This is a genomic window from Mycobacterium sherrisii (genome assembly GCF_002102355.1).
Lineage (GTDB): Bacteria > Actinomycetota > Actinomycetes > Mycobacteriales > Mycobacteriaceae > Mycobacterium > Mycobacterium sherrisii.
In genome coordinates, this window is the sequence record NZ_LQPT01000019.1 from 178,336 (window position 1) to 200,379 (window position 22,044).

At 67.4% G+C, this 22,044-nt stretch carries 19 protein-coding genes; 8 read left to right on the forward strand and 11 right to left on the reverse strand.

Features of this window, described 5'->3' with window-relative positions; all coding sequences use genetic code 11:
* Positions 1-117: 117 nt before the first annotated feature.
* A complete protein-coding gene (locus AWC25_RS02350; protein WP_069398437.1) occupies positions 118-816 on the forward strand; it encodes a potassium channel family protein in 699 nt (232 codons plus the stop codon).
* 24 nt (positions 817-840) lie between these two features.
* Here AWC25_RS02350 and AWC25_RS02355 read toward each other — a convergent pair whose 3' ends face one another.
* Entirely contained in the window at positions 841-2,325 is a 1,485-nt protein-coding gene (locus tag AWC25_RS02355) for a glycoside hydrolase family 183 protein (RefSeq protein WP_372513575.1), read from the reverse strand.
* Positions 2,326-2,695: 370 nt separating this feature from the next.
* Between AWC25_RS02355 and AWC25_RS02360 the strand changes: the two genes are divergently transcribed.
* The 4 genes from AWC25_RS02360 (at position 2,696) to AWC25_RS02375 (ending at position 7,586) form a co-directional block, all read left to right on the forward strand.
* Positions 2,696-4,069: an MFS transporter gene (locus tag AWC25_RS02360; RefSeq protein ID WP_244899447.1), complete on the forward strand. Its 1,374-nt coding sequence runs from the start codon at positions 2,696-2,698 to the stop codon at positions 4,067-4,069.
* 228 nt (positions 4,070-4,297) lie between these two features.
* Positions 4,298-5,533 (forward strand): acetyl-CoA acetyltransferase, encoded by a 1,236-nt coding sequence (locus AWC25_RS02365; RefSeq protein WP_085166288.1) that lies wholly within the window; start codon positions 4,298-4,300, stop codon positions 5,531-5,533.
* Between the two features lie 3 nt (positions 5,534-5,536).
* Positions 5,537-7,063, forward strand: a complete 1,527-nt coding sequence (locus AWC25_RS02370) for a carotenoid oxygenase family protein (RefSeq protein WP_085166289.1) — start codon at positions 5,537-5,539, stop codon at positions 7,061-7,063.
* Positions 7,064-7,100: 37 nt separating this feature from the next.
* Positions 7,101-7,586, forward strand: a complete 486-nt coding sequence (locus AWC25_RS02375; protein WP_142278660.1) for a VOC family protein — start codon at positions 7,101-7,103, stop codon at positions 7,584-7,586.
* 3 nt (positions 7,587-7,589) lie between these two features.
* Here the strand turns inward: AWC25_RS02375 and AWC25_RS02380 are convergent, their stop codons facing one another.
* The 5 genes from AWC25_RS02380 to AWC25_RS02400 all read right to left on the reverse strand — a co-directional run bounded on the left by AWC25_RS02380 (position 7,590) and on the right by AWC25_RS02400 (position 12,844).
* Entirely contained in the window at positions 7,590-8,021 is a 432-nt protein-coding gene (locus AWC25_RS02380; RefSeq protein ID WP_069398431.1) for a hypothetical protein, read from the reverse strand.
* A gap of 84 nt (positions 8,022-8,105) precedes the next feature.
* The gene (locus AWC25_RS02385) at positions 8,106-8,579 is read right to left on the reverse strand and encodes a type II toxin-antitoxin system Rv0910 family toxin (protein ID WP_069398430.1); all 474 of its coding nucleotides are present in this window, start codon (positions 8,577-8,579) and stop codon (positions 8,106-8,108) included.
* Positions 8,580-8,583: 4 nt separating this feature from the next.
* The gene (locus AWC25_RS02390) at positions 8,584-8,769 is read right to left on the reverse strand and encodes an antitoxin (protein WP_069398429.1); all 186 of its coding nucleotides are present in this window, start codon (positions 8,767-8,769) and stop codon (positions 8,584-8,586) included.
* 86 nt (positions 8,770-8,855) lie between these two features.
* Complete coding sequence (locus tag AWC25_RS02395) at positions 8,856-11,261, reverse strand: HAD-IC family P-type ATPase (protein ID WP_085166290.1); 2,406 nt, start codon at positions 11,259-11,261, stop codon at positions 8,856-8,858.
* Positions 11,258-12,844: a serine hydrolase gene (locus tag AWC25_RS02400; protein ID WP_085166291.1), complete on the reverse strand. Its 1,587-nt coding sequence runs from the start codon at positions 12,842-12,844 to the stop codon at positions 11,258-11,260. Before AWC25_RS02400 ends, AWC25_RS02395 begins: the two co-directional genes overlap by 4 nt.
* 80 nt (positions 12,845-12,924) lie before the next feature.
* Between AWC25_RS02400 and mug the strand changes: the two genes are divergently transcribed.
* Positions 12,925-13,479, forward strand: a complete 555-nt coding sequence (gene mug / locus AWC25_RS02405) for a G/U mismatch-specific DNA glycosylase (RefSeq protein WP_069398426.1) — start codon at positions 12,925-12,927, stop codon at positions 13,477-13,479.
* Here mug and AWC25_RS02410 read toward each other — a convergent pair.
* Together AWC25_RS02410 and AWC25_RS02415 are read right to left on the reverse strand one after the other, a co-directional pair.
* Positions 13,447-14,565, reverse strand: a complete 1,119-nt coding sequence (locus AWC25_RS02410) for an MBL fold metallo-hydrolase (RefSeq protein ID WP_069398425.1) — start codon at positions 14,563-14,565, stop codon at positions 13,447-13,449. The genes mug and AWC25_RS02410 overlap by 33 nt on opposite strands.
* A gap of 5 nt (positions 14,566-14,570) precedes the next feature.
* A complete protein-coding gene (locus AWC25_RS02415) occupies positions 14,571-15,302 on the reverse strand; it encodes an enoyl-CoA hydratase (RefSeq protein WP_069398424.1) in 732 nt (243 codons plus the stop codon).
* A 26-nt stretch (positions 15,303-15,328) separates the two neighbouring features.
* Here AWC25_RS02415 and AWC25_RS02420 point away from each other — a divergent pair, with 26 nt between their 5' ends.
* Positions 15,329-16,831, forward strand: a complete 1,503-nt coding sequence (locus AWC25_RS02420; protein WP_069398423.1) for an acetyl-coenzyme A carboxylase carboxyl transferase subunits beta/alpha — start codon at positions 15,329-15,331, stop codon at positions 16,829-16,831.
* Here the strand turns inward: AWC25_RS02420 and AWC25_RS02425 are convergent.
* Entirely contained in the window at positions 16,777-17,355 is a 579-nt protein-coding gene (locus AWC25_RS02425; protein ID WP_069398422.1) for a TetR/AcrR family transcriptional regulator, read from the reverse strand. The genes AWC25_RS02420 and AWC25_RS02425 overlap by 55 nt on opposite strands.
* Before the next feature lie 108 nt (positions 17,356-17,463).
* Here AWC25_RS02425 and AWC25_RS02430 point away from each other — a divergent pair, with 108 nt between their 5' ends.
* Positions 17,464-18,615: an FAD-dependent oxidoreductase gene (locus AWC25_RS02430; protein WP_069398421.1), complete on the forward strand. Its 1,152-nt coding sequence runs from the start codon at positions 17,464-17,466 to the stop codon at positions 18,613-18,615.
* Here AWC25_RS02430 and AWC25_RS02435 read toward each other — a convergent pair.
* A complete protein-coding gene (locus AWC25_RS02435; protein ID WP_085166292.1) occupies positions 18,612-20,741 on the reverse strand; it encodes an amylo-alpha-1,6-glucosidase in 2,130 nt (709 codons plus the stop codon). The genes AWC25_RS02430 and AWC25_RS02435 overlap by 4 nt on opposite strands.
* Positions 20,738-21,928, reverse strand: coding sequence for a glycosyltransferase family 4 protein (locus AWC25_RS02440; RefSeq protein ID WP_085166293.1), 1,191 nt, complete (start codon positions 21,926-21,928; stop codon positions 20,738-20,740). Before AWC25_RS02440 ends, AWC25_RS02435 begins: the two co-directional genes overlap by 4 nt.
* Positions 21,929-22,044 lie beyond the last annotated feature (116 nt).

Here is a 22,044-nt window from a genome sequence, read left to right on the forward strand (position 1 = left end):
CCGTTGGCGTGCTGCCAGTAAATCAGTACCGCCTCGCCGTTCGCTCACCGTGGCCGTGGCCGGACCCGGGCCCGGCCCACGTGGATGAGACAAAATGACTGGGTGGCGAAGCGGAAAATGCGAATCGGGATTGCCGGGGCAGGCAAGATCGGCCGTTCGGTCGCGGGTGAGTTGTTGGACAGTGGCCACAAGATTTTGTTGATCGAGCGTGAACGGAGCAATTTCGAGCCGCGCACGGTTCCCGGCGCGGACTGGCTGAATGCCGACGCGTGCGAGTTGACCGCATTGCAGGAGGCGGGGCTGCAGACGTGCGACGTCGTGATCGCCGCGACCGGAGACGACAAATCCAATCTGGTGGTCGGACTGCTGGCCAAGGTCGAATTCGGGGTGCCCCGGGTGGTGGCGCGCATCAACGACGTCCGCAACGCGTGGCTGTTCACCCAGACCTGGGGCATCGACGTGGCGGTCTCGACGCCGGACGCGATGGTCGCCGGCATCGAGGGCGCCATCGACGTCGGGCATTTGGTGCGATTGATGGCTCTGCACGAAGGGCGCGCGGCGCTGACGAAACTCACGCTGCCCGAGGGCAATCCGCTGGTGGGGCAGCAAATGCGCGATTTGGAGCTGCCCGAGAACACCGTCCTGGTCACCGTCCTTCGGCGCGACGAGGTGATCGTTCCGCGGCCCGGTGATGTGCTGGAAGCCGGCGACGAGATGTTGTTCGTCAGCAACGACGCCCTGGAGCTGTCGCGGAAGGCCGACAAGGACGGGCCGCTGTGGGGGGCGATCCGCCGGGCCTGGCGGGCCGATACCTGAGGGTGATCCGAGGGTGGGCTGCGGCTAGGGCAGCACGGTGTGCATCAACATCACGTCGTATGCCGACCACAGCGACAGGTTGAAGTACAGGTCTCGGCCCGACGACCACGGATGGATCATCGGCGCGTAGATGCCGCCGGGCATCTGGAACGACGAGACCAGCGGTTGCTCGTCACTCCACGGCCCCACCGGCGTCGGCGCGGTCCTGGCGACGACGTCGTTGCTACCGCCGTTGGTGTACAACACCAAGTACTGCTTGAGGTAGTTGTTGTACTGGGCCGACATCTCGCCGACCGGACCCGGCCACAGCGGGGTCGCCGCACCCGGGTTCGCGGGCACCCAGCGTCCGCCATTGTCGCCGTTCCAGTATTGGTACTTACTCAGGTCCGGCAGTTGGTTCGGCGGGACACGGGACAGGAACACCGCGCCGCCACGGCCCGAGGGCGTGCCGAAGTTGTAGAGATAGCCGTCCTGCCCCTTCATGAAGGCGCCCATTTGGAAGTTCTCGTTGCCCGGGGTGAACCCGAACCCCGGCACCGTGTCGGGCGCAGCGGTGCGGATGGAGCTGGGGAAGATCCCCCAGTTAGTGCCGTTGTCGTTCGACCTGGCGATCGCGGAATAGTTGGTCGACCATTCACCGTCGCGGCCCCAGCGCCGAATCGACATATAACTCATGTACTGCGTTCGCCCAATCGAAATGGCCGAAGTCGGAATGATTCCCGTTTCGTGGGTCGCCTTGTGAATGGTGTTGACGACCTGCTTGGAAAGGCCGTTGGTCCACACCGGGGAGCCCGAATAGTTGTTGTTGGGCACACCGTCGGCAAAGTGGATGCCCTGCGACAGGTCATGGTCATTGCTGCGGAACAGCACGTTGTACCGCCACTGCTGGCCGCGCACCTTGCAGTAACCAAAGGTGTCACCGAAAGCCATCAAAGCCTGGCGATTGGCGGGATCGCCGTTGTCCCAGACGATCCCGAGGTCAGTCCCGGAGATGCCGAAGCGCTGCAGCGTCTTGTTCGGACCGTTCGGACCGGTGACCCAGTCGACCAACGACGTCGGCGATCCCGCGATCTGGGCCGGCGGTGGGAGCGCGGCGTCGGGCGCGGGTTGCTGCGCGGGCTGGGCCGCCGGCGGGGCCGCATTCGGCCGCAGCGGCGTGGCGTTCGGCGACTGCGGCAGGCCCGGCGCCGGGGGATTCGGCGCGGGCGGCGGCACGACGCCGGCCTGCGGAACCATCGGCGCGGAGTACCGCTGCGCGCCGGTGTTGGGCTTGAGCAACGACGAGATCAGTGGGCCCAGTTTGGGTAGCGGTGCTTGGTCATTGGCGTGCGACGGCCGTCGCCCCGTCGGTGGCTGGACGACCGGCTGCGGGGCGGGCATCGCCGGTGGCGCAGCGGGAGGGTCGATATTGGCCTCGGGCGCACCGCAGGGCGTGGCATTTGCTGCCGGCGCGGGTCCTGCCGCGACGATGTAGGCGATAGCGGCCACCGGCACCACCGCTAGCGACATGGTCCGAAGAATCCCCGACAAACTCATACCCTTCCAGTAGCGAGACGCCGCATTGACGTTCGCGTTGGCTCATGTGACGATAGTGATCAACGGGACTCATGTGACCAGCCATCAGCTAATAGGTATATATCCGTGACCGTGTCGAAACCGAGGCTTCCGAGGCCTGCGACGCCGCCACGTGGCATTTGCTAGCCGCGCCCTTCGACGGAGTCCGCCACACCCGATCGACAACGCCGACGGTGGAGCGACGCCGCAACGACAAGCACCGATGTCACCGTTGTCGCGCCGCGCGCTCGATCACTTTGCCGCCTAAGCTGTGATCCGCCGCACACCTCCAACGGTGTGGACGGTCCGCCAAGGAGGACGACCGGTGAGCCCTGATAACCCGCTGCGGCCGAACGGATCCGGACGCGCATACCTTCGCCGAGTGGTCGCCGCCTCCATGGCCGGCACCATCGTCGAGTGGTACGAATTCTTTCTCTACGGCACCGCGGCCACGTTGGTGTTCGGGAAGGTCTTTTTCGCCAAGGGCGGCACCGACCTCGACGCCGTCTTCGCCGCCTTCGTGACCTACGCGGTGGGCTTCGCGGCGCGCCCGCTGGGCGGGGTCGTGTTCGGCCAACTCGGAGATCGGTACGGGCGCAAGAAACTCCTGCAGCTGAGCCTGGTGCTGGTGGGCGTCGCGACATTCCTGATGGGTTGTCTGCCCACCTTCGCCCAAATCGGATACTGGGCGCCGACACTGTTGGTGGTGCTGAGGTTCATTCAGGGCTTCGCCGTCGGCGGCGAGTGGGGCGGCGCCGTGCTGCTGGTCGCCGAGCACAGCCCGAACGCCGGCCGCGGCTTCTGGGCGAGCTGGCCGCAATGCGGTGTACCGGGCGGCAACCTGTTGGCCACCGCGGTACTGCTGGTGCTCACCTCGACCCTGTCCGACGCGGCGTTCCTCAGCTGGGGCTGGCGGGTAGCCTTCTGGTTGTCCGCGGTGGTGGTGTTGATCGGCTACTACATCCGAACCAAGGTATCCGACGCCCCGCTCTTCTTGGCAGCCCAAGAAGAGGCCGAGCGCACGAAAGACGACCGGGTGGGCGTGGTCGAAGCGATAAAGCGTTATCCCCGCGGCATTTTGACCGCCATGGGGCTACGTGTGGGCGAGAACATCATGTACTACCTGGTGGTCACCTTCTCGATCACCTACCTCAAGGTGCACGTGCACGCGGACACCAAAACCATCTTGTGGTGGCTGCTGGCCGCAAACGCGGTACATTTCGCGGTCATCCCATTCTTCGGGGGCCTCAGCGACCGATTCGGCAGGCGCCCAGTCTATTTCGTCGGTTCGCTGGCTGGCGGAACCTGGGGATTTTTCGCCTTCCCGATGATGAACAGCGGTAACAACGCGATCATCATGTCGGCGGTCGTCATCGGCCTGGTGTTCCATGGGCTCATGTACGCGGTCCAGCCGTCGATCATGGCGGAGATGTTTCCGACCCGGATGCGCTACTCGGGTATTTCGCTGGGCTACCAGGTCACGTCGATCGTGGCCGGGTCGCTGGCACCGATCATCGCGGTTCGCCTGCTCGAGATGTACAAGTCCGCGGTGCCCATCGCCTGGTATCTGGCCGCGGCCGCCGCGGTGAGCGCCGTGGCCGCGTTGGCCGCCCGCGAGACGAAGGGCATCGATCTCGCCGAGTTGGACCGCGCCGACGTCGCGGGTGCCCACGCGCAGCTCGTCGAGGGCGCCGTCTAGCTTGGCGCGTCCGTCACCAGGGCAAAGCCCGGGCCACGCCGGCCCCGCGTCGAAATGGCCGCGGCATCAATGTGGTGTCCCCACGTTTGCCTGCCCCCAGGGATGGTAATGCCCCAACAGGGTGGACGTGCTCGGCCGGCCGGGGCGTCCACCTAGGTCCCGTCGGTTCAGCCCGAGAGCCGACGGGTCCGCCTTTTTCGGGGCGGCGCAGGAGTAGCGTGCGCTGGTATGGACGGCTCGGCATCAGTGTGGATTCTCGGCGGCTACCAAAGCGACTTTGCCCGCAACCTCAGCAGGGAGGGACATGACTTCGCGGCCCTGACCGCTGAAATCGTTGAGTCCACCTTGGCCGCCGCCAAGGTGGATGCCGGCGACATCGGCGTCGTCCATGTCGCGAACGCCTTCGGCGAGTTGTTCGCCGGACAGGGTCACCTCGGGGCAATGCCGGCCACGGTATGCGACGGACTGTGGGACACCCCGGCGGCGCGCCACGAAGCCGCGTGCGCGTCCGGCAGCGTCGCGGCGCTGGCGGCGCTGTCCGATCTGCGATCCGGGGCGTATGACACCGCGCTCGTGGTCGGGATCGAGCTGGAAAAGACGGTGCCCGGCGACACCGCCGCGCAGCATCTGGGCGCCGCGGCGTGGACGGGTCACGAGGGCGCCGACGCCCGCTATCTGTGGCCGTCGATGTTCTCCCAAGTCGCCGACGAATACGACCGCCGCTACGGCTTGGACGAGACCCACCTGCGCGCGATCGCACAATTGAACTTCGCCAACGCGCGACGCAACCCCAATGCCCAGACCCGCGGCTGGACCGTCCCCGATCCGATCACCGACGACGAGGCGTCGAACCCGATCACCGAGGGACGGCTGCGGCGCCTGGACTGCAGCCAAATGACCGATGGCGGTGCGGGTTTGGTGCTGGTCAACGACGCCTACCTACGGAATCATCCCGGCGCGCGCCCGATCGGCCGCATCCAGGGCTGGGGACATCGCACCGTCGGGCTCGGGTTGCAACAGAAGCTGGACCGTTCCGGCTCGGACGACCACGACCCCTACGTGTTGCCGCATGTGCGCTCGGCGGTGCTTGACGCGATGCGTCGTGCCCGGGTGACCCTGGACGACACCGACGGGTTCGAAGTCCACGACTGCTTTACCCCCAGCGAGTACCTGGCTATCGACCACATCGGGCTAACCGGTCCGGGCGAGTCGTTCAAGGCGATCGAAAACGGGGAGATCGAAATCGGCGGCCGGCTCCCGATCAACCCGAGCGGCGGACTGATCGGCGGCGGGCATCCGGTCGGGGCCACCGGTGTGCGGATGCTGCTCGATGCGGCAAAACAGGTCAGCGGCGGCGCCGGCGAGTATCAGGTCGACGACGCAAAGACTTTCGGCACATTGAATTTCGGCGGCAGCACGGCGACGACGGTCAGTTTCGTCGTCGGGACCACGCAAGGGAGCTGACACATGGCTATCCCCGGCGACGTGGCCATCGTCGGCAAGTTCCTGTCGACGCTGCCCGACGACGACGATCACCCGTACCGCACCGGCCCCTGGCGGCCGCAGACCACCGAGTGGGATGCCGACAATTTGATCGCGGTGGAGGGTGAGATTCCCGCCGACCTGGACGGCGTGTATCTGCGCAACACCGAGAACCCGCTGCATCCGGCGTTGCAGACCTATCACCCGTTCGACGGCGACGGCATGATCCACGTGGTGGGCTTTCGCGATGGAAAGGCCTTTTACCGCAACCGCTTTATTCGTACCGACGGTTTTCGAGCCGAGAACGACGCCGGCCAGCCGCTGTGGCCCGGGCTGGCCGAACCCGTACAGTTAGCTACCCGCGCGCAGGGTTGGGGTGCGCGGACCCGGATGAAGGACGCGTCGAGCACCGACGTCATCGTGCACCGCGGCATCGCGCTGACCAGTTTCTATCAATGCGGTGACCTGTACCGGGTCGACCCGTATTCGGCGGAGACCTTGGGCAAGGAAAGCTGGAACGGACGCTTCCCCGCCGATTGGGGCGTCTCGGCACATCCGAAGGTCGACCACAGGACCGGAGAGCTGCTGTTCTTCAGCTACAGCAAGCAAGAGCCGTACCTGCGCTACGGCGTCGTCGACGACAACAGCGAGCTGGCCCATTACGTCGACGTCGAACTGCCCGGCCCACGTCTCCCCCATGACATGGCGTTCACCGAGAATTACGCCATCCTCAACGACTTTCCGTTGTTCTGGGACCCGCGGCTGCTTGAGCACGACGTACACCTACCCCGGTTCTATCCGGACCTGCCGTCGCGCTTCGCGGTGATTCCCCGCCGCGGCTCACCCGCCGACATCCGCTGGTTCGAGGCGGACCCCACCTTCGTGCTGCACTTCACCAACGCCTACGAGGATGGCGACGAGATCGTGTTGGACGGGTTCTTCGAGGGCGACCCTCAGCCGCTGGACACCGGAGGAACGAAGTGGGAGAAGCTGTTTCGCTTCCTCGCGCTGGACCGGCTGCAGGCCCGGCTGCACCGGTGGCGCTTCAACATGGTCACCGGCGCGGTCAAAGAGGAACAGTTGTCGGACTCGATCACCGAATTCGGCACCATCAACCCCGAGTACGCCGGCGGTAGCTACCGCTACACCTACGCCGCCACCGGCAAGCCGGGTTGGTTTTTGTTCGACGGACTGGTCAAACACGATGTGCGCACCGGCGGCCAGGAGGGCTTCTCGTTCGGCGACGGCGTGTACGGCAGCGAGACCGCGATGGCACCGCGGGTGGGTGCCGGCGGCGAAGACGACGGCTACCTGGTCACCCTGACCACCGACATGAACGCCGACGCCTCCTACTGCTTGGTGTTCGACGCCGCCCGCATCGCCGACGGGCCGGTGTGCAAACTGCAACTGCCGGAACGCATTTCCAGCGGTACCCATTCGACGTGGGCGCCGGGTGACCAGTTGCGGCGCTGGCGCACCAGCGAGTCGGCGGCCGCCGCCGTCGCGCTGTGAACCGCGAGTTGGGCCGGCACGTTTTTATTGCATGGCGATGAACTCCCCCAGGTCCCGACGGAGTACGCATTGGCCCACGCACTTGGCGCCGATCGGTGCGATTCGCTTTGCTCGCCGATCGGCCAATTTCGAAGAGACAGTGCGGTTTTACCGTGAGCTGGTCGGGCTGCCGCTGTTCGAGACGTTCGAGGCCAGCTACGGCAGCAACGGCGCTATCTTCGGTTTGCCCAGCTGGAACCTGACGATGGAGATCGTGCAGGCGGCCGACGGCGAGGTCGCGGTCGACGCCCACGAACAGTTGTGCCTGTACTTCCCGGATCACAAGGCCCAGCAGGCCGCGATCGCGCGCCTGCAGGCCGCGGGAGCACCGCAACCGGAGCAGCACCCCTATTGGGCGGCGACGGGTGCCGTCACTTTCTGCGACCCCGACGGCCGGGAAGTCGTGTTCGCGCCGTTCGTGTTCGGAGTCAACGAGCCGAGCGACAGCTCGGGGTCGGGCAAACACGAATTCCCGGGCGGCTGAGTTTCACCGGCCGGAGCGGCCGGAGGCAAGCGCCACGATCAACGACGCCGCCGAAGTCACGACCGCGCAGATCGCGCCGACTCCGCCGACATACAGGCCATATTGCGCCGACACCGGCGGGTGGACGTTGAGCTTGTAGTACCACGCCACGAGCACCGCGATCAGCAGCGAAATGACCAGCGCGGCAACCGAAGCAAGCCGCGCCGACAACCCACGGCCGAGCATGGCACCGGACACCAGCAACACCGAGGACAGCAAGGTGATGAGCTGGCCCGCGCCGAAACCGGGGGGCAGCTGCAGGCTGCCGTGCCTACCCCCGATGGCGCTGGCCCAGCCGCCGCCACCGGCCGAGGTGGTGAGCCAGGGCAGCCAAACGCTGGCCGCAACCACCAAGGCAAACAGCGCCACCAACCATCCGGGGCGCAGGCGGGTCATGGTGCGACCTTAATAGGCCGTCGGACCGGCCATCGTGCGCCACGCAGGCCCGGCCGCAAGCCGGGCACCGGATCAGTGACCGGATCAGTTACCGAGGCCGCGGGCTCCGTTCATCCCGGGGTCGGCACCGGTGAACACGGTGACGAACCTTTCCAGGGACTCGTCGATGTCACTGCGCAGCGCGGCGGCGACGATCATGCCGATCGGCCCGAACAGGGCCGGTCCGCCGAGATGCACGTCGAAGCTGACCACCGAGCCGTCGTCCTTCGGCTTGACCTTCGCCAGCAGCTTGACCCTGACCCCGCCGACACCGTCGCCGTTGAGGGTCATCGCCTCCGGCGGTTTGTAGTGCACGATCGTCCACTTGATCCGGTTGAGCATGCCCTTGACCTCGACGATCGACTCGATCACCGTGCCCTTTTGCAGCTCGTCGGGAAGCTTGCTGCGCCAAACCCGGTGGATGCTCAGCCAGTCCTTGTAGCGGGACAGGTCGGAGGCGTGCTTCCAGGCCTGTTCTGGTGACAGGGGTACGTCGATGGATCCGGAGAGTTTCGCCATGTGCCTAGTTGTGCTGGTCGCCCTTGGCAGAGTCGGCCGCCTTCTTGGCCTCCTCCTGCACCTTGTGGATGGTGTCGGAATATTTGCCCTGCGTCTTGTCGTCGACGAACTCGCCGGCCTTGTCGATCGCCGTCTCGACCTTGTCGGCATGCTGCGCCAACAGATCCTTGGCCTTGTCCAGGAACCCCATCGGTTATCCCTTTCCCCGCGGATCACCCGGGGCCGCCGGGGATCCTCCTTGCTGGCAGAACCCTACTTGCCGGGGGCGGTGTGGGACTAATCACCCCGGTCTGTCGGCCGTCGCCACAATTGCGGCTCGATCCCGAGGATCCGGGCCCGGATCCACCAGGTGGCCTCGATGGCCGCCGCACCCAGGACCCCGATCTGCAAAGCGGTGGCCGTCACCACCGGATTCGAGAAGTCCAGCAGAAACTTCTGCTGCGCGAACGGGATGCTGAAGATCGCGACGTAGGCCAAGGCGCTGGCGGCCACCAGCGCCACCCGCCACCATTGGTAGGGACGCGCGACCACGGCCAGCACCCACAGCCCGGTCACCAGCAGCGTGATGAGCGCGGCGGTCGACGCCTGCTCCTGTTCGGTGAAGCTGGCGTGGCGGCCCTGGTACGCCACCAGATACGAGACGAAGGTAGCGGTGCCGACGATCACGCCGGACGGCACCGCCGAGGTGAGCACGCGCCGGACGAAGCGCGGATGGGCACGCTCGTTGTTGGGCGCCAGCGACAGGATGAACGACGGGATTCCGATGGTGAACCACGCGGCGATGGTGACGTGGATCGGTTGGAACGGATAGAGCAGCGGGTCGGCCCGCAGCGGTGTGGACAACAAACACTCGAGACCGACCAACAGCGCGAGCAGCACCGAGTACACCGTCTTGGTCAAGAACAGATTGGCCACCCGCTCGATGTTGCCGATCACCCGCCGACCCTCTCCCACGACATAGGGCAGCGTGGCAAACCTGTTGTCCAGCAACACTATCTGGGCTACCGCGCGCGAGGCCGGACTACCGGCGCCCATCGCGACACCGATGTCGGCATCCTTGAGCGCCAGCACGTCGTTGACGCCGTCGCCGGTCATGGCCACGGTATGCCCATGCGCTTGCAGGGCATGCACGATGGCGCGCTTCTGATCCGGCCGCACCCGCCCGAAGGTGGTGTAGGTGTCCAGCGCGTCGGCCAGGGCGGCGGGGTCTTCGGGCAGTTGCCGCGCGTCCAGCGCGTCTCCGCGCAGGCCTAGCCGGGCCGCGACGGCACCGACCGACACCGCATTGTCCCCGGAGATCACCTTGACCGAAACATGCTGGGCTGCAAAGTATTCCAGCGTCGGACGGGCGTCCGGGCGCACCTTTTGCTCCAGCACCACCAGGGCGGCCGGCGTCAGGCGGCCCGGCGCGGCCGGGTCATCCACAGCGACGTCCGCGGCACCGAGCAGCAGCACCCGCAGTCCGCGCGCCCCGATCTCTTCGGCCTGCACGGCGGCCGGTGTCGCCGGGTCGAGCAGCACATCGGGTGCACCGATCACCCAGTTGCCGTGCTCGCCGAAGGACACCCCGCTCCACTTGGTGGCCGACTTGAACGGTGCCCGGGCCGTGGCGGTCCAGCCCGGCGGCCGGCCGAAGGCATCGGCGATCGCCCGCATGCTCGCGTTGGGGCGTGCGTCGGCCGCGGCCAGCGCGGCCAGCGCTTCGGCCACCGCGGCCGGACGGTCACCGGCGAGTTCGACCACCTCGGCGACGGCCATCCCCGTTTCGGTCAGGGTGCCGGTCTTGTCAGCGCACACCACGTCGACGCGGGCCAATCCCTCGATGGCCGGCAATTCTTGTACCAGACAACGACGTTGGCCAAGCCTGATCACGCCGACCGCGAACGCGATCGACGTCATCAGCACCAGACCCTCGGGCACCATCGGCGCCAACGCCCCCACCGTTCGCAGCACCGACTGGCGCCAATGCGCGTGGGTGGTGAACAACTGCGTGTAGACCGTCAGCAGGCCGGCAGGCACCAGGAGGTAGGTGATGAATTGCAGGATCCGGTTGATGCCGTTGCGCAGTTCGGATTTCACCAGGGTGAACTTGCTGGCCTCCGCCGCGAGCTTGGCCGCGTAGGCCGCCGCGCCCACCCTGGTCGCGCGGTAGGCGCCGGTGCCGGCGACGACGAAGCTTCCCGACATGACCGCATCGCCGGCGTGCTTGTCGATCGGGTCGGCCTCCCCGGTCAGCAGCGACTCGTCGACCTCCAGGTTGGCCTCCTCCAGGACCTCGCCGTCGACCACGATTTGGTCCCCCGGGCCCAGCTCGATGATGTCGCCGAGCACCACGTCGCCGGGCGCCACTGTGCGGGTACCGGATTGCCTGCGCACCAACGGTTTTGCCTGGCCGACGATGGCCAGCGCGTCCAGCGTCTGTTTGGCGCGGATCTCCTGCACCATGCCGATGACGCTGTTGGCGATGATCAGCAGACCGAACAGGCCGTTGATGAGCGAACCCGTCGCCACCACGATCAGCAGCAGCACACCCAGGATCGCATTGATCCGGGTGAAGACGTTGGCGCGAACGATATCGGGGATGCTGCGGGTGGCGCGTGCCGGAAGCGCGTTGCTTCGCCCGTCGGCCACCCGCTGCGCCACCTCGGCATCGGTGAGGCCTGCGGCGGCGGCACGGGTCATCGGACGAACGTTCCCAGCTTGTCCGTGTCGTAATACTCGAGGTTGAGCGTGGCCTCGCGAGACCCGGAAAACACCGCCTTGGAAATCGTTCCGGGCGGCGCATTTTCGTCAGTGATCGAGAAGACGAAGGTATCCCCGTCCCAGTGGGTGAGCGGGAACGTCCGGTTCTTGGGTCCCAGTGCAAGCTCGAGGCGGCCGTTGTTCTCGGTGACGACGGCCGGTCCCCAGTAGTCGTTGGCGTAGACGCCGAGGTAATCGGTGAGCGGCCGGGCCGGGCCGGGGTGCACGGGTGGCGGCCGGCCGACCAGCGAGCCCTGCGGGTTGTTCATCCAGCCGAGTGCGTGGTTGTACAGCGTCGGCCAGTCCTGCCGGAGCTGGCCGTACTGCACCAGGTCCATGAATTGTGCGGTCAGCGCCTCCGGAATGCCGTACGGTGCGCCGTTGGTGAGCGCGATGATGCCGATGTCTTCCGACGGCAGGACAACGAAGTTGGTCGCCGCGCCCGACGAGAACCCACCGGAGTGGCTGTACTGGGTGCGCCCCGACGAGGTCACCGTGGCGTTGAACGCGTGACCGTAGCTGCCGGCGCGGGCTTTCGGCGATGCGGCAGGCATCGAGATGACCTGCGGAGTGATCGCGGGCAGCAGCGCCTCCGGCGCCGTGATCCGCTGACCGTTGTAGGTGCCGTTGGCCATCACCATGGCCAGCCAGCGCGCCAGGTCGTTGACCGACGAACTCACCCCGCCGGCGGGGGTCTGCGCATCGGCGTCGCGCTGGAAACGCGGTTCCCATTTGTCGCCGCTCTTGACGTGCAGCACCGCGCGGTTGGGCCGGGCCAGATAGTCGGCGTATCTCGAACTCGTCGACGTCATCCCCAGTGGGCGATACAGCACCTCGTCGGACAGGTCTTCCCAGGACTTACCCGCGGCACCGGCCACCGCCTCGGCGGCGGCGGTCAAGCCGAAGTTGGTGTAGCCGTAACTGCTTCGAAAAGCCGTCAGCGTCAACAACTTCAGCCGCTCCAGCACTTCCCGCCGGTCGTAGCCCAGATCCTCCAGCTTGTCGCCGGCGTGGTCGGGCAGTCCGGAGCGGTGCGAGTACAGGTCGGCGACGGTCACATGACTGGTGACGTAGGGGTCCGACAGCGCGAACCACGGCAGCTTGGCAACGACCGGGGTGTCCCAGGAAACGAGATGGTCGGTCACCGCATGGGCTACCACGGTCGCGCCCACCGACTTCGACACCGACGCCAGTTGAAACACCGTATCGGCGTCGACCTGGTTGTCCTTGCCGTTGCCTTTTCTGGCGTCCTTGATTCCGAAACCCTTGGCGTACACGGTCTTCCCGCCACGGACAACCGCCACCGACATCCCTGGAACGCCGGTGTTGCGCATCAGGTCGCCGACCAGGCCGTCGACCTTGGCGATGGCGTCGTCGATGCGTCGGGGCGGAATGTCCAGGCCGGACACCTCGTTGGGGGCCGCCGTGGACAACGCGGACGGCGACACGGGTTGTCCGGCTCCGCATCCCACCAGCGCCGGCAGCATCGCGATGACGACGGCAAACACAGCGCGTTTCGTCATGCTCGCAGACTCTAGCGCCCCGCGCCTACGATGGATGCGCTCTGGTGGCGCGCCGCACCCTCGCAGGGAGGAGCACCGATATGGTCGGATACCGCCCGGATGTCCTCGCCCGAGGCCTCGATGTGGTCTTCTGCGGTGTCAACCCGGCGACGACGGCGGCCGTCGACGGTCACAACTTTTCCAACCGCAGCAACCGATTCTGGTCGGTCCTGCACTTGGCGGGCTTCACCGACACCCGATTGCTGCCAATCGACGAGCGCCGCTTGCTCGACTACGGGTGCGGCATCACGGCGGTCGTAACCCGGCCGAGCAGGCGGGCAAGCGATGTCCCCGCGGAGGAGTTCCGGGTCGCACGACCCCAGTTCGAGGCGAAGATGCGGCGCTACGCTCCGCGGGTGGTGGCGTTCCTCGGAAAACGTGCCCTGACCGCGATGACCGGACAACCACGAATTGGCTGGGGTCGCTATTCCCCCGGGTTCGCCGGCACCGCCGCGTGGGTGTTGCCGAACCCGAGCGGGCTCAACAGAGCCTTCGCGCTCGACGACCTGGTCCACTCGTACAGCGAATTACGTTGCGCGCTAGAACAGTCCGGTTCCGGGCGACTACATTCGCCACCACGGGTTGAGTCGGGCTGACCCGGCCGCATCGACGCGCTGGCCGGGGGCGGGGACCGCAACCTGGACGGCGGCGCTCTCCGCGGCCGTCAGCAGCCGTTCGACCGGCTCGGCCCACGGGTGTGGCGCCAACCGGAAGGTGCCCCAATGGACGGGCATCATCAGCCCGGACCCGCCGACGGTGAGGTCGCGGTGGGCCCGCACCGCTTCCTCGGGATTCATATGGATGTCGGGCCACGCGGCGTTGTAGGCGCCGACCGGCAACAGGGTCACATCGAAGGGTCCGTGGTCGGCGCCGATCTGCTCGAAACTTTTCGTGTATCCGGTGTCCCCGCCGAAGTACACCCGACGGGTAGGACCCATGATTGCCCAAGAAGCCCACAGGGTGGTGTTGCGGTCGGTGAATCGGCCCGAAAAGTGCCGCGCCGGAAGGCAAATCAGCGACAACTCGCCAACGTCGCCGCTTCCGTGCCAGTCGAGTTCGACGATTCGGTGCCCGGGGATGCCCCACGCGCGCAGATGGGCACCCACGCCGAGCGGCACGAAGAAGGGAGCCCACTGGGTGCGGGCCAGCGCGAGGATCGTGTCCATGTCCAGATGGTCGTAGTGGTCATGGCTGATGACCACGGCGTCGACCGCGGGCAGCGCCTCCAGCGCCACCGGCGGCGGGTGTAGACGCTCCGGACCGACCACGTGCGACGGCGAGCACCGGTGACTCCACACCGGGTCGGTGAGCACCCGGTAACCGTCGATCTCCAGCAATGCCGTGGAGTGGCCGAGCCAGGTGACCGCCAGGCGGCCAGGGTCGCCGTCGAAGGTGCCCGGCGCCGCCAACGGGATCAAGTCGGGCGGTCGGCTCCGACCCCGGGCGCCGACGAACTCCCACGCGATCAGCGCGAGTTGCTCGCGGTTGAGGTTGTTGTTCGACGGCGCCTCGAGGTTGACGAACGACCCGTCGCGGCAATTGGGCGAGTGCCGGGTGACGGCAAGAATCGACGACGGGTCGGCCCCCAGGGCGGCGGGCGCGCCGCGCAGGGCTCGCAGCGCCCACCCGCCCGCGGCAAGCGTGAGCGTGCCGGCGGCCAGGCGCAGTGCTGCGGGCGCCATTGCTGTCAGGCCCCCTGAAACCTCGGTGGCCGCTTCTCGACCCGGGCGACCTGCGCCTCGATGACATCCTGGCTGGCCCAGGCCTTGTCGAACAGTTCCTTGTGCACCGGCCAGGCCTCCTCGATCGCGCCGTCGTCGTTGAGTACCCGTTTGGCGTGCTGAATAGCCAGCGGGGCCAACCCGGCGATCTCGGCGCCCCAGGCCTGGGCGTCCTGCAGCGTGCCGATCCGGTTGGCCATTCCCGTCAGCAGCGCCGTGTCGGCGGTCAACTTCTCGGCGGCCAGCAGCATCGCGCGTGCCCGACCGTGCCCGACCAGCGTCGACAGCCGCCGAATGCTCCAGTTATCAAGGGCCAGACCGTATTTCGAGGTGGGGAACTGAAAGAACGCATCCGGAGCCACGACGCGGAGGTCGCACTGCATGGCAAGCTGCAGGCCCGCGCCGATGGCCGGTCCGTTGATGGCGCCGATCACCGGGATGGGAGCCGCGTCCAGCGCCTTGTGCAACTCGATCAGCCGGTCCGGATAGTCGGCGGCGAAGGCGTCACCGGACAGGTCCGCGCCCGCGCAGAACACCGTGCCCTGGCCGGTCAGCACGACCGCTCGGGTGGACCCCTCACTGGCCTTCAGCACGGCCTCGCGCAGTTCCTCGACCAGTTGGGAGTTGAGGGCGTTGCGACGCTCCGGGCGCTGCAACTCGATGGTCATAACGGCTTCTGCCTGGGTGATACCGATCATAGCGCCACCCTATATAGCCTCATGGCGTGAGTCGCATCAAGACCAAACAACTACGAGACGCAGTGCTGGACGAGGGCTCGTTCGTGAGCTGGGACAGCGCGCCGCTCGAAATACCAATCAGCGAGGCCTATGCCCAGGAGCTCGCCGGCGCCCGGGCCGCCACCGGCCTCGACGAGGCCGTATTAACCGGCGAGGGGCGCATATTCGGGCGGCGAGTGGCACTCGTGGTGTGTGAGTTCGGATTCCTCGGCGGGTCGATCGGCGTCGCGGCGGCCGAACGGATCACCAACGCGATCCAACGGGCCACGGCCGAACGCCTTCCACTGCTGGCCTCGCCGAGTTCCGGCGGTACCCGGATGCAGGAGGGCACGGTCGCGTTCCTGCAGATGGTGAAGATCGCCGCGGCGGTCACCCTGCACAAGCAAGCTCACCTGCCCTACCTCGTCTACCTGAGAAACCCCACCACAGGCGGGGTTTTCGCGTCCTGGGGGTCGCTGGGGCACGTCACCGTGGCCGAACCCGGCGCGCTGATCGGCTTCCTGGGACCGCGGGTGTACGAACAGCTCTACGGCGAGCCTTTCCCGAAGGGCATTCAGACCGCGGAGAATTTGCACCGCCACGGCGTGATCGACGGCGTGGTGTCCATCGACGAACTGCGCCGCACGACCGATCGCGCGCTGAAGGTCATCGCCGACGCCCCGGAGGAGCTACGCGCGCCTCAGCACGCCGAGCCGATTCCCGATGTGCCGGCATGGGATTCGGTGATCGCATCGCGGCGCCCCGACCGTCCGGGTGTTGGGCATTTGCTGCGGCACGGCGCCACCGACCGGGTGTTGCTGTCGGGCACCGGCAGCGGCGAGGCGGCGACCACCCTGTTGGCGCTGGCCAGGTTCGCCGGCCAACCGGCGGTCGTCCTCGGCCAGCAGCGTGTCACCGGCGGGCTCGTCGGGCCCGCATCGTTGCGGGAGGCCCGACGCGGCATGGCGTTGGCCGCGGAGCTGCGGCTGCCGCTGGTGCTGGTCATCGACACCGCCGGCCCGGCACTATCCGCCGAAGCCGAGCAGGGCGGGCTGGCCGGTCAGATCGCCCGATGCGTCGCGGAATTGGTGACGTTGGACACCCCGACGGTGTCGGTACTGCTCGGTCAGGGCAGCGGCGGCCCGGCGCTGGCGATGGTGCCCGCCGACCGGGTGCTGGCCGCCCTCAACGGCTGGCTGGCTCCACTGCCGCCGGAGGGCGCCAGCGCGATCGTGTTCCGCGATACGGTGCATGCTCCCGAATTGGCTGCCGCGCAAGGCATTCGATCGGCCGATTTGCTGCGCTCGGGAATTATCGATGCCATCGTGCCGGAGCACCCCGATGCGGCGGAGGAACCGATCGAGTTCTCCCAACGGCTGTCGCGCGCGATCGCCACGGAGGTCAAGGCGTTGCGCGATATCCCCGGCGACGAACGGATGGCCGCGCGATTGCGCCGCTATCGCAACATCGGGTTGCCCGCGGCGACGTCGGCCTCCGGCGCCGCGAGGTAACGCTGGATCGTCGGGCCGAGCCACTCGACCACCTCGTCGTTGCTCATCTGCACGACAGGCGGAAGCCGTAACACGAACCGGCACAAGGCCATACCGAGGATTTGCGTCGCGACCAGCCCGGCGCGGGTGGCGGCCTGCGCTTCGGGCACCAGCGCCGCGGCCAGCGGTTGGATCTGCGCTTGGAAGATGTCCTGCATGCGTTGGGCGGCCTCGGTGTTGGTGGCGCTCGAGCGCAACAGGATGACCAACGCGTCGTCCTCCCAACGTTGCAGAAAGTGCCGGACCAGCGATCGTCCGAGCTGGGTCCGGTCCAGCGCTGCGACGTCGGGAAATCGGAGGTCGAACTCCGCCGCGGCAGCGAACAGTTTGTCTTTGCTGCCGTAGTAACGCATCACCATTGCCGGGTCCACCCCGGCGTCGGCGGCGATGCCGCGGATCGTGGTCCCTTGGAAGCCGGCCGACCCGAATCGCTCCCGGGCCGCCGCCAGGATTGCCGCCTTGGTCCGCTCCGCGCTGCGCCTCATGTCAACAATTGTAGGCCAACAAGTGTTGACATCCGGTCCTCGCCGCGCCAGCATGGAGCTATGCCAACAAGCGTTGACTAACGCCGAACTCCGGGAGAGGAGCCGACCATGAATGACGTCGATGTTCTGGTGATAGGTGCCGGCCCCACCGGCCTCACCCTTGCCGCGTCGCTGATCGACCGCGGCCTGCGGACGGTCGTGGCCGACAAGCAGCCCGAGGGAGCGAACACCTCGCGCGCCGCCGCCGTCAACGCGCGCACGCTGGAGGCGCTCGACCACCTCGACGTGTCGCGGCGCATGGTCAAAGCCGGACTGATCGCGCCGCGCTTCACCATCCGACAGGGCCGGCAGATCCTGATTCCGGTCCACTTCGACGGGCTCCCGACCGAGCATCCGTACACCCTGATGTTGTCGCAGGCCGAGACCGAGCGGTTGCTGCTGGAGCGCCTGCACGAACTGGGCGGCGCGGTGCTGCGTCCGAAGGTCCTGGACCGTTTCATCCAGGACGCCGACGGTGTGACCGCCACCTTTACCGACGGCGAGCGCATCCGCGCCGGCTACCTCGTCGGGGCCGACGGCATGCACAGCACCGTTCGCGCTCAGGCCGGAATCGGGTTCGCCGGCGGCGAATTCAGCGAATCCTTCACGCTGGCCGACGTGCGGCTTTCCGGCGAGGCGCCCCGCGACGAGGTCGTCCTGTTCTACGCCAAGGACGGTTTGACGGTGCTGGCGCCATTGCCAGGCAATATCTTTCGCGTCGTCGCGCCGACGGCGCACGCCCCGCAGGTACCGTCGCTTGAGTTCGTCCAGTCATTGTTGGACAGCAGGGGCTTCGGCACGGGAGCCACGGTGGTCAGCCAGCTACTGTGGGGAACCCGATTCCGGATTCACCACCGCGTCGCCGACAGCTACCGACGCGGCCGCGTGCTGCTCGCCGGCGATGCCGCCCACGTGCACAGCCCCGCCGGTGGCCAGGGCATGAACCTCGGGATCGTCGACGCGACCTCGTTGGCGGCAGCCCTTTCCGAAACCCTTTCCGGCGCCCTGACGACAGGAACCGACGCCGCCCTGGACCGCTATTGCAGCGTCCAGCGGGACCAGGCCCAACATGTCTTGCGGTTGACCGGCCGACTCACCCGGGTCTCGACACTGCCGCGGCCGTTGCGCCCGGTGCGTAACGCCGGGATGCGCCTGGCCGCGCGGGTTCCCGCGGTGCGTCAGCAGCTGGCGCTGGAGCTGAGCGGCCTGAGCCGCGGTTAACCGGCGACGTTGTCGGGTGTCAGCAGCTGCCAGTCGTCGGACAGGCCGTGCGCCTTGGCGGTCTCGCCCTCGGCCTCCAGGTGCACGGTGCTGGAGCCCAAGCGCAGATTGGTCAACGCGATCCGTCCCCACTCGACCGGCAGCCGCGGCGCGATCGACAGGGTACGGTTCGGCACATGCGGGTCCAGCCCCAGCGCCGACCGCAACAGCAACAGCGGAGCCGCGCTGGCCCACGCCTGCGGTGAGCAGGACGTGGGATAGGGCACCGGCGCGGCGAACTGGGTACGGGGAAAACCGCAGAACAACTCGGGCAGCCTTCCGCCGAAAGACGTTGCGGCATCGAGAAGTTCACTCGTTAGACGGTGCGCCAAATGCACCGCGCCCGGCACGTGGCCGTAGCGCAGCAACCCGGCCACCGCGATGGCGGTGTCATGCGGCCACACCGAGCCGTTGTGGTAGCTCATGGGGTTGTACGCCCCCATGCCGGTGGCCAGCGTCCGCAGCCCGAAACCGGAGTCCATCTCCGGACCGGACAACCGCTCCACAATGGCCGCGGCGTGTTCATCGGTCGCAATTCCGGTCCACAGGCAATGGCCCACATTGCTCGTCAACGCGTCGACAGGGCGCTTGTGCCTATCCAATGCGACCGCATACCAACCCTTTTCGGGCAGCCAAAACTTTTGGATGAACCTGTCCCGCAGCAGCTGGGCACGCGCGCGCAGCCGGTCAGCGCGGCCGGTGTCGCCCATCGCCTCGGCGAGTTCGGCCCGCGCCAGCAGCGCGGCGTATACGTAGCCTTGCACTTCGCACAGCGCGATCGGCGGCTCGGCGATGCGGCCGGCGGCGTCGTTGATCCCGTCGAAGCTGTCCTTCCAGCCCTGATTGATCAGCCCACGGTCGGTGGCACGCTGGTATTCCACGAAGCAATCGCCGTCCTGATCGCCGTACTCCTGCGCCCAGGCCAGCGCCGCGTCGGCCGCCGGCAGCAACGCGCGGATGACCGCCTCGTCGGCGCCCCACCGCCAGCATTCGGCAAGCAGCATCACGAACAGCGGCGTCGCATCGGCCGTCCCGTAGTAGACGCCACCGCCCAGCACGTCGGCACTGTCGGGGCCGTGCCTGAGCTCATGCATGATGCGGCCGGGCTGTTCCTCGGTGACGGCATCGACGCGCCGGCCCTGCAGGTCCGCAAGCCGCTGCAGGGTACCGATGGAGAGGCCGACGTCCAGCGGGAGAGCCATCCAGGCGGTGAGCAAACTGTCCCGGCCGAACAACGTCATAAACCAGGGCGCTCCCGCGGCGACATACGACCGGCGACCGTCGGCGTCGTGGATCAGCAACGCCCCCAAGTCACTCTCGGTCTGGCCGAGCACGCGGGCCAGCACGGTGTGGTCGGTGTCGACCGTGGTCGCGCTGTCGCGCCACGCCTCGATCTTGCGGGCCGGCGCGCTGTTTCGCGCGGTCTCCCCGCGCGGGGTGCCGGTGCGGACCTTGTGATTCGCCCACGTCGGTTGCGCCGTGATCTCGGTCTGCCAGCGCCCCCCGGGCGGCACCACCACCCGCCAGTTCAGCGACCCGGGTACCACCACCGGGTCACCGGTCGCCGACACCGTGAGGCCCCGCAGCCGGTCGCCCCGGCCGCGCAGCACGAGTTCGCCTGCGGCCACCGCCTTTTCGGCCCCGCCGACCGGTACTCGTCCCTCCTTGACCGCGAACAGGTCCGCGAAGTCCGCGTCGGCGTGCAGCTCGAGGGACACGACGGTGCTTTCCTTGTCCATGTTCTGCAGCCAGATCGTTTCCCGCAGCCCGTCGGTCACCAGCCGTTCGCGCACGACCAGCAGTGTGCTGTCCGGCCCCGAACGCGGTGGCCGTCGCAGAATGAACTGCGCGGCAAACGCTTCCGTCGATTCGACCGACAGCGCCTCGGCGGTTTCCCCGTCGATGCGCAGCTCCCAGCGCGACAGCACCCGCGCGTCGCGGAAAAACAATCCGTGTGACCTGCCGACCATCACGTTCCCGTGCCGGTCGGACAGGCAGAACGTCGCGCCGTCGACCAGCGTCACCGTGTCGCCGCCGGAGCCGATCTGGACCGGTGAGCCGCTGTTGAAAGGCGTCGGAGCCGTCACACGGCGGCCTTGTGGATGAAGTCGTGGGTGCGTCCGTCGTGCCCGAGGGATTCGACGACGCCCATGCCGCGCACGCCGCGAGGGGCGTCGCCCGTCCGCTCCAGGACGCCGCAATAGATCTGTTCGTATGCCGAGCCGAACTGTGCCACATCGAAATTGGCGGCAACATGTCGCCGGCACGCGTGCGGATCCAGTGTCTGCGCCCGGTCGATAGCGGCAGGCAGTTCGTCGGCGTCTTCGCATACCACGCCCGTCACACCGTCGACGATCACTTCCGGTACCGACCCGCCGCGCAGCGCGACGACCGGCGTGCCGCAGGCCATCGCCTCGAGCATCACGATCCCGAATGGCTCCTCCCAGTCGATCGGGAACAGCAGACAACGGGCGCGCGACAACAGCTTTCGCTTGCTGACCGCATCGGCCTCACCGAACACGTGGTCGCTGTCGGTGAGCAGCGGGCGCACGCACTCCTCGAAGTATTCCTTCTCTGCAGGCTCGCTGCATTTGCCGGCGAGCACCAGCGGGATCCCGGCCTCGTGTGCCGCCCGCACCGCGCGATGAGCGCCTTTATAGGGCGCGTACCGGCCCAAAAACAGCGCGTAATCGTGCTTCTCGGTCTCGAAAGGCCATTCGTCGATCCGCAGCGCATTGTGCACGCGGCCAACCCAATTCAGATCGGGAGCCAGTTCCTGTTGCCGGTCGCTGATTGCCACCAGCCCGACATCGCCGCTGAGCTCCCGGTAGTAGGGGTACAGATCGTCGTCGATGGGGCCGTGCACCGTGACCACCGTCGGCACCCGAAGCGCGTGATAGGCCGGGGCGTTGATGGGTCCGGCGAAGGTGTGGTCGTGCACGATGTCGACACCGTCGGTCGCGGCGATCCGGGTCACCGCGCTACGCACCTTCAACGCGTGCATGACCTCCGGGTACGGCTGGCCCAGCCGGTCGGGCAGGGTGCGATCCCACAGCGGGACGAAGTCGGCCGCCGTACCAGGCCGGCCGGCGCCGAGCAGCGTGACGTGGTGCCCGCGGGCCACCAGCGTGTCGGCCAGGTCGGCGACGACCGCTTCGACGCCGCCGTAGCCGTTGGGTGGAACATCGAAATACGGCGGGGCGACCAGCACGATCCGGATGGGCCGCCCGGACTCCACTTTGCTGGCGGGCAAGACGAAATCGGCAGCGCGCATTGACGTTCTCCTCCTCACAGCCGCACGGCACGCGTTAGCAATCTCATCCGATGAGTGCCAATTATGGCCGTTATCGCCCCGTCCGCAAGCGTCGAGTTGCGCTGTGCCGCTGCGGT

Coding starts and splice junctions, on each gene's coding strand:
- AWC25_RS02390 (WP_069398429.1), bottom strand. CDS start 8,769: ATGGGGTTCCTGGACAAGGCCAAGGATCTGTTGGCGCAGCATGCCGAC.
- AWC25_RS02410 (WP_069398425.1), bottom strand. CDS start 14,565: ATGGCGCCCGCAGCACTGCGCCTGGCCGCCGGCACGCTCACGCTTGCC.
- AWC25_RS02385 (WP_069398430.1), bottom strand. CDS start 8,579: ATGGCGAAACTCTCCGGATCCATCGACGTACCCCTGTCACCAGAACAG.
- AWC25_RS02425 (WP_069398422.1), bottom strand. CDS start 17,355: ATGAGGCGCAGCGCGGAGCGGACCAAGGCGGCAATCCTGGCGGCGGCC.
- AWC25_RS02375 (WP_142278660.1), top strand. CDS start 7,101: ATGAACTCCCCCAGGTCCCGACGGAGTACGCATTGGCCCACGCACTTG.
- AWC25_RS02440 (WP_085166293.1), bottom strand. CDS start 21,928: ATGCGCGCTGCCGATTTCGTCTTGCCCGCCAGCAAAGTGGAGTCCGGG.
- AWC25_RS02380 (WP_069398431.1), bottom strand. CDS start 8,021: ATGACCCGCCTGCGCCCCGGATGGTTGGTGGCGCTGTTTGCCTTGGTG.
- AWC25_RS02415 (WP_069398424.1), bottom strand. CDS start 15,302: ATGATCGGTATCACCCAGGCAGAAGCCGTTATGACCATCGAGTTGCAG.
- AWC25_RS02395 (WP_085166290.1), bottom strand. CDS start 11,261: ATGACCCGTGCCGCCGCCGCAGGCCTCACCGATGCCGAGGTGGCGCAG.
- AWC25_RS02350 (WP_069398437.1), top strand. CDS start 118: ATGCGAATCGGGATTGCCGGGGCAGGCAAGATCGGCCGTTCGGTCGCG.
- AWC25_RS02355 (WP_372513575.1), bottom strand. CDS start 2,325: ATGTCGCTAGCGGTGGTGCCGGTGGCCGCTATCGCCTACATCGTCGCG.
- AWC25_RS02400 (WP_085166291.1), bottom strand. CDS start 12,844: ATGACGAAACGCGCTGTGTTTGCCGTCGTCATCGCGATGCTGCCGGCG.
- AWC25_RS02430 (WP_069398421.1), top strand. CDS start 17,464: ATGAATGACGTCGATGTTCTGGTGATAGGTGCCGGCCCCACCGGCCTC.
- AWC25_RS02365 (WP_085166288.1), top strand. CDS start 4,298: ATGGACGGCTCGGCATCAGTGTGGATTCTCGGCGGCTACCAAAGCGAC.
- AWC25_RS02370 (WP_085166289.1), top strand. CDS start 5,537: ATGGCTATCCCCGGCGACGTGGCCATCGTCGGCAAGTTCCTGTCGACG.
- mug (WP_069398426.1), top strand. CDS start 12,925: ATGGTCGGATACCGCCCGGATGTCCTCGCCCGAGGCCTCGATGTGGTC.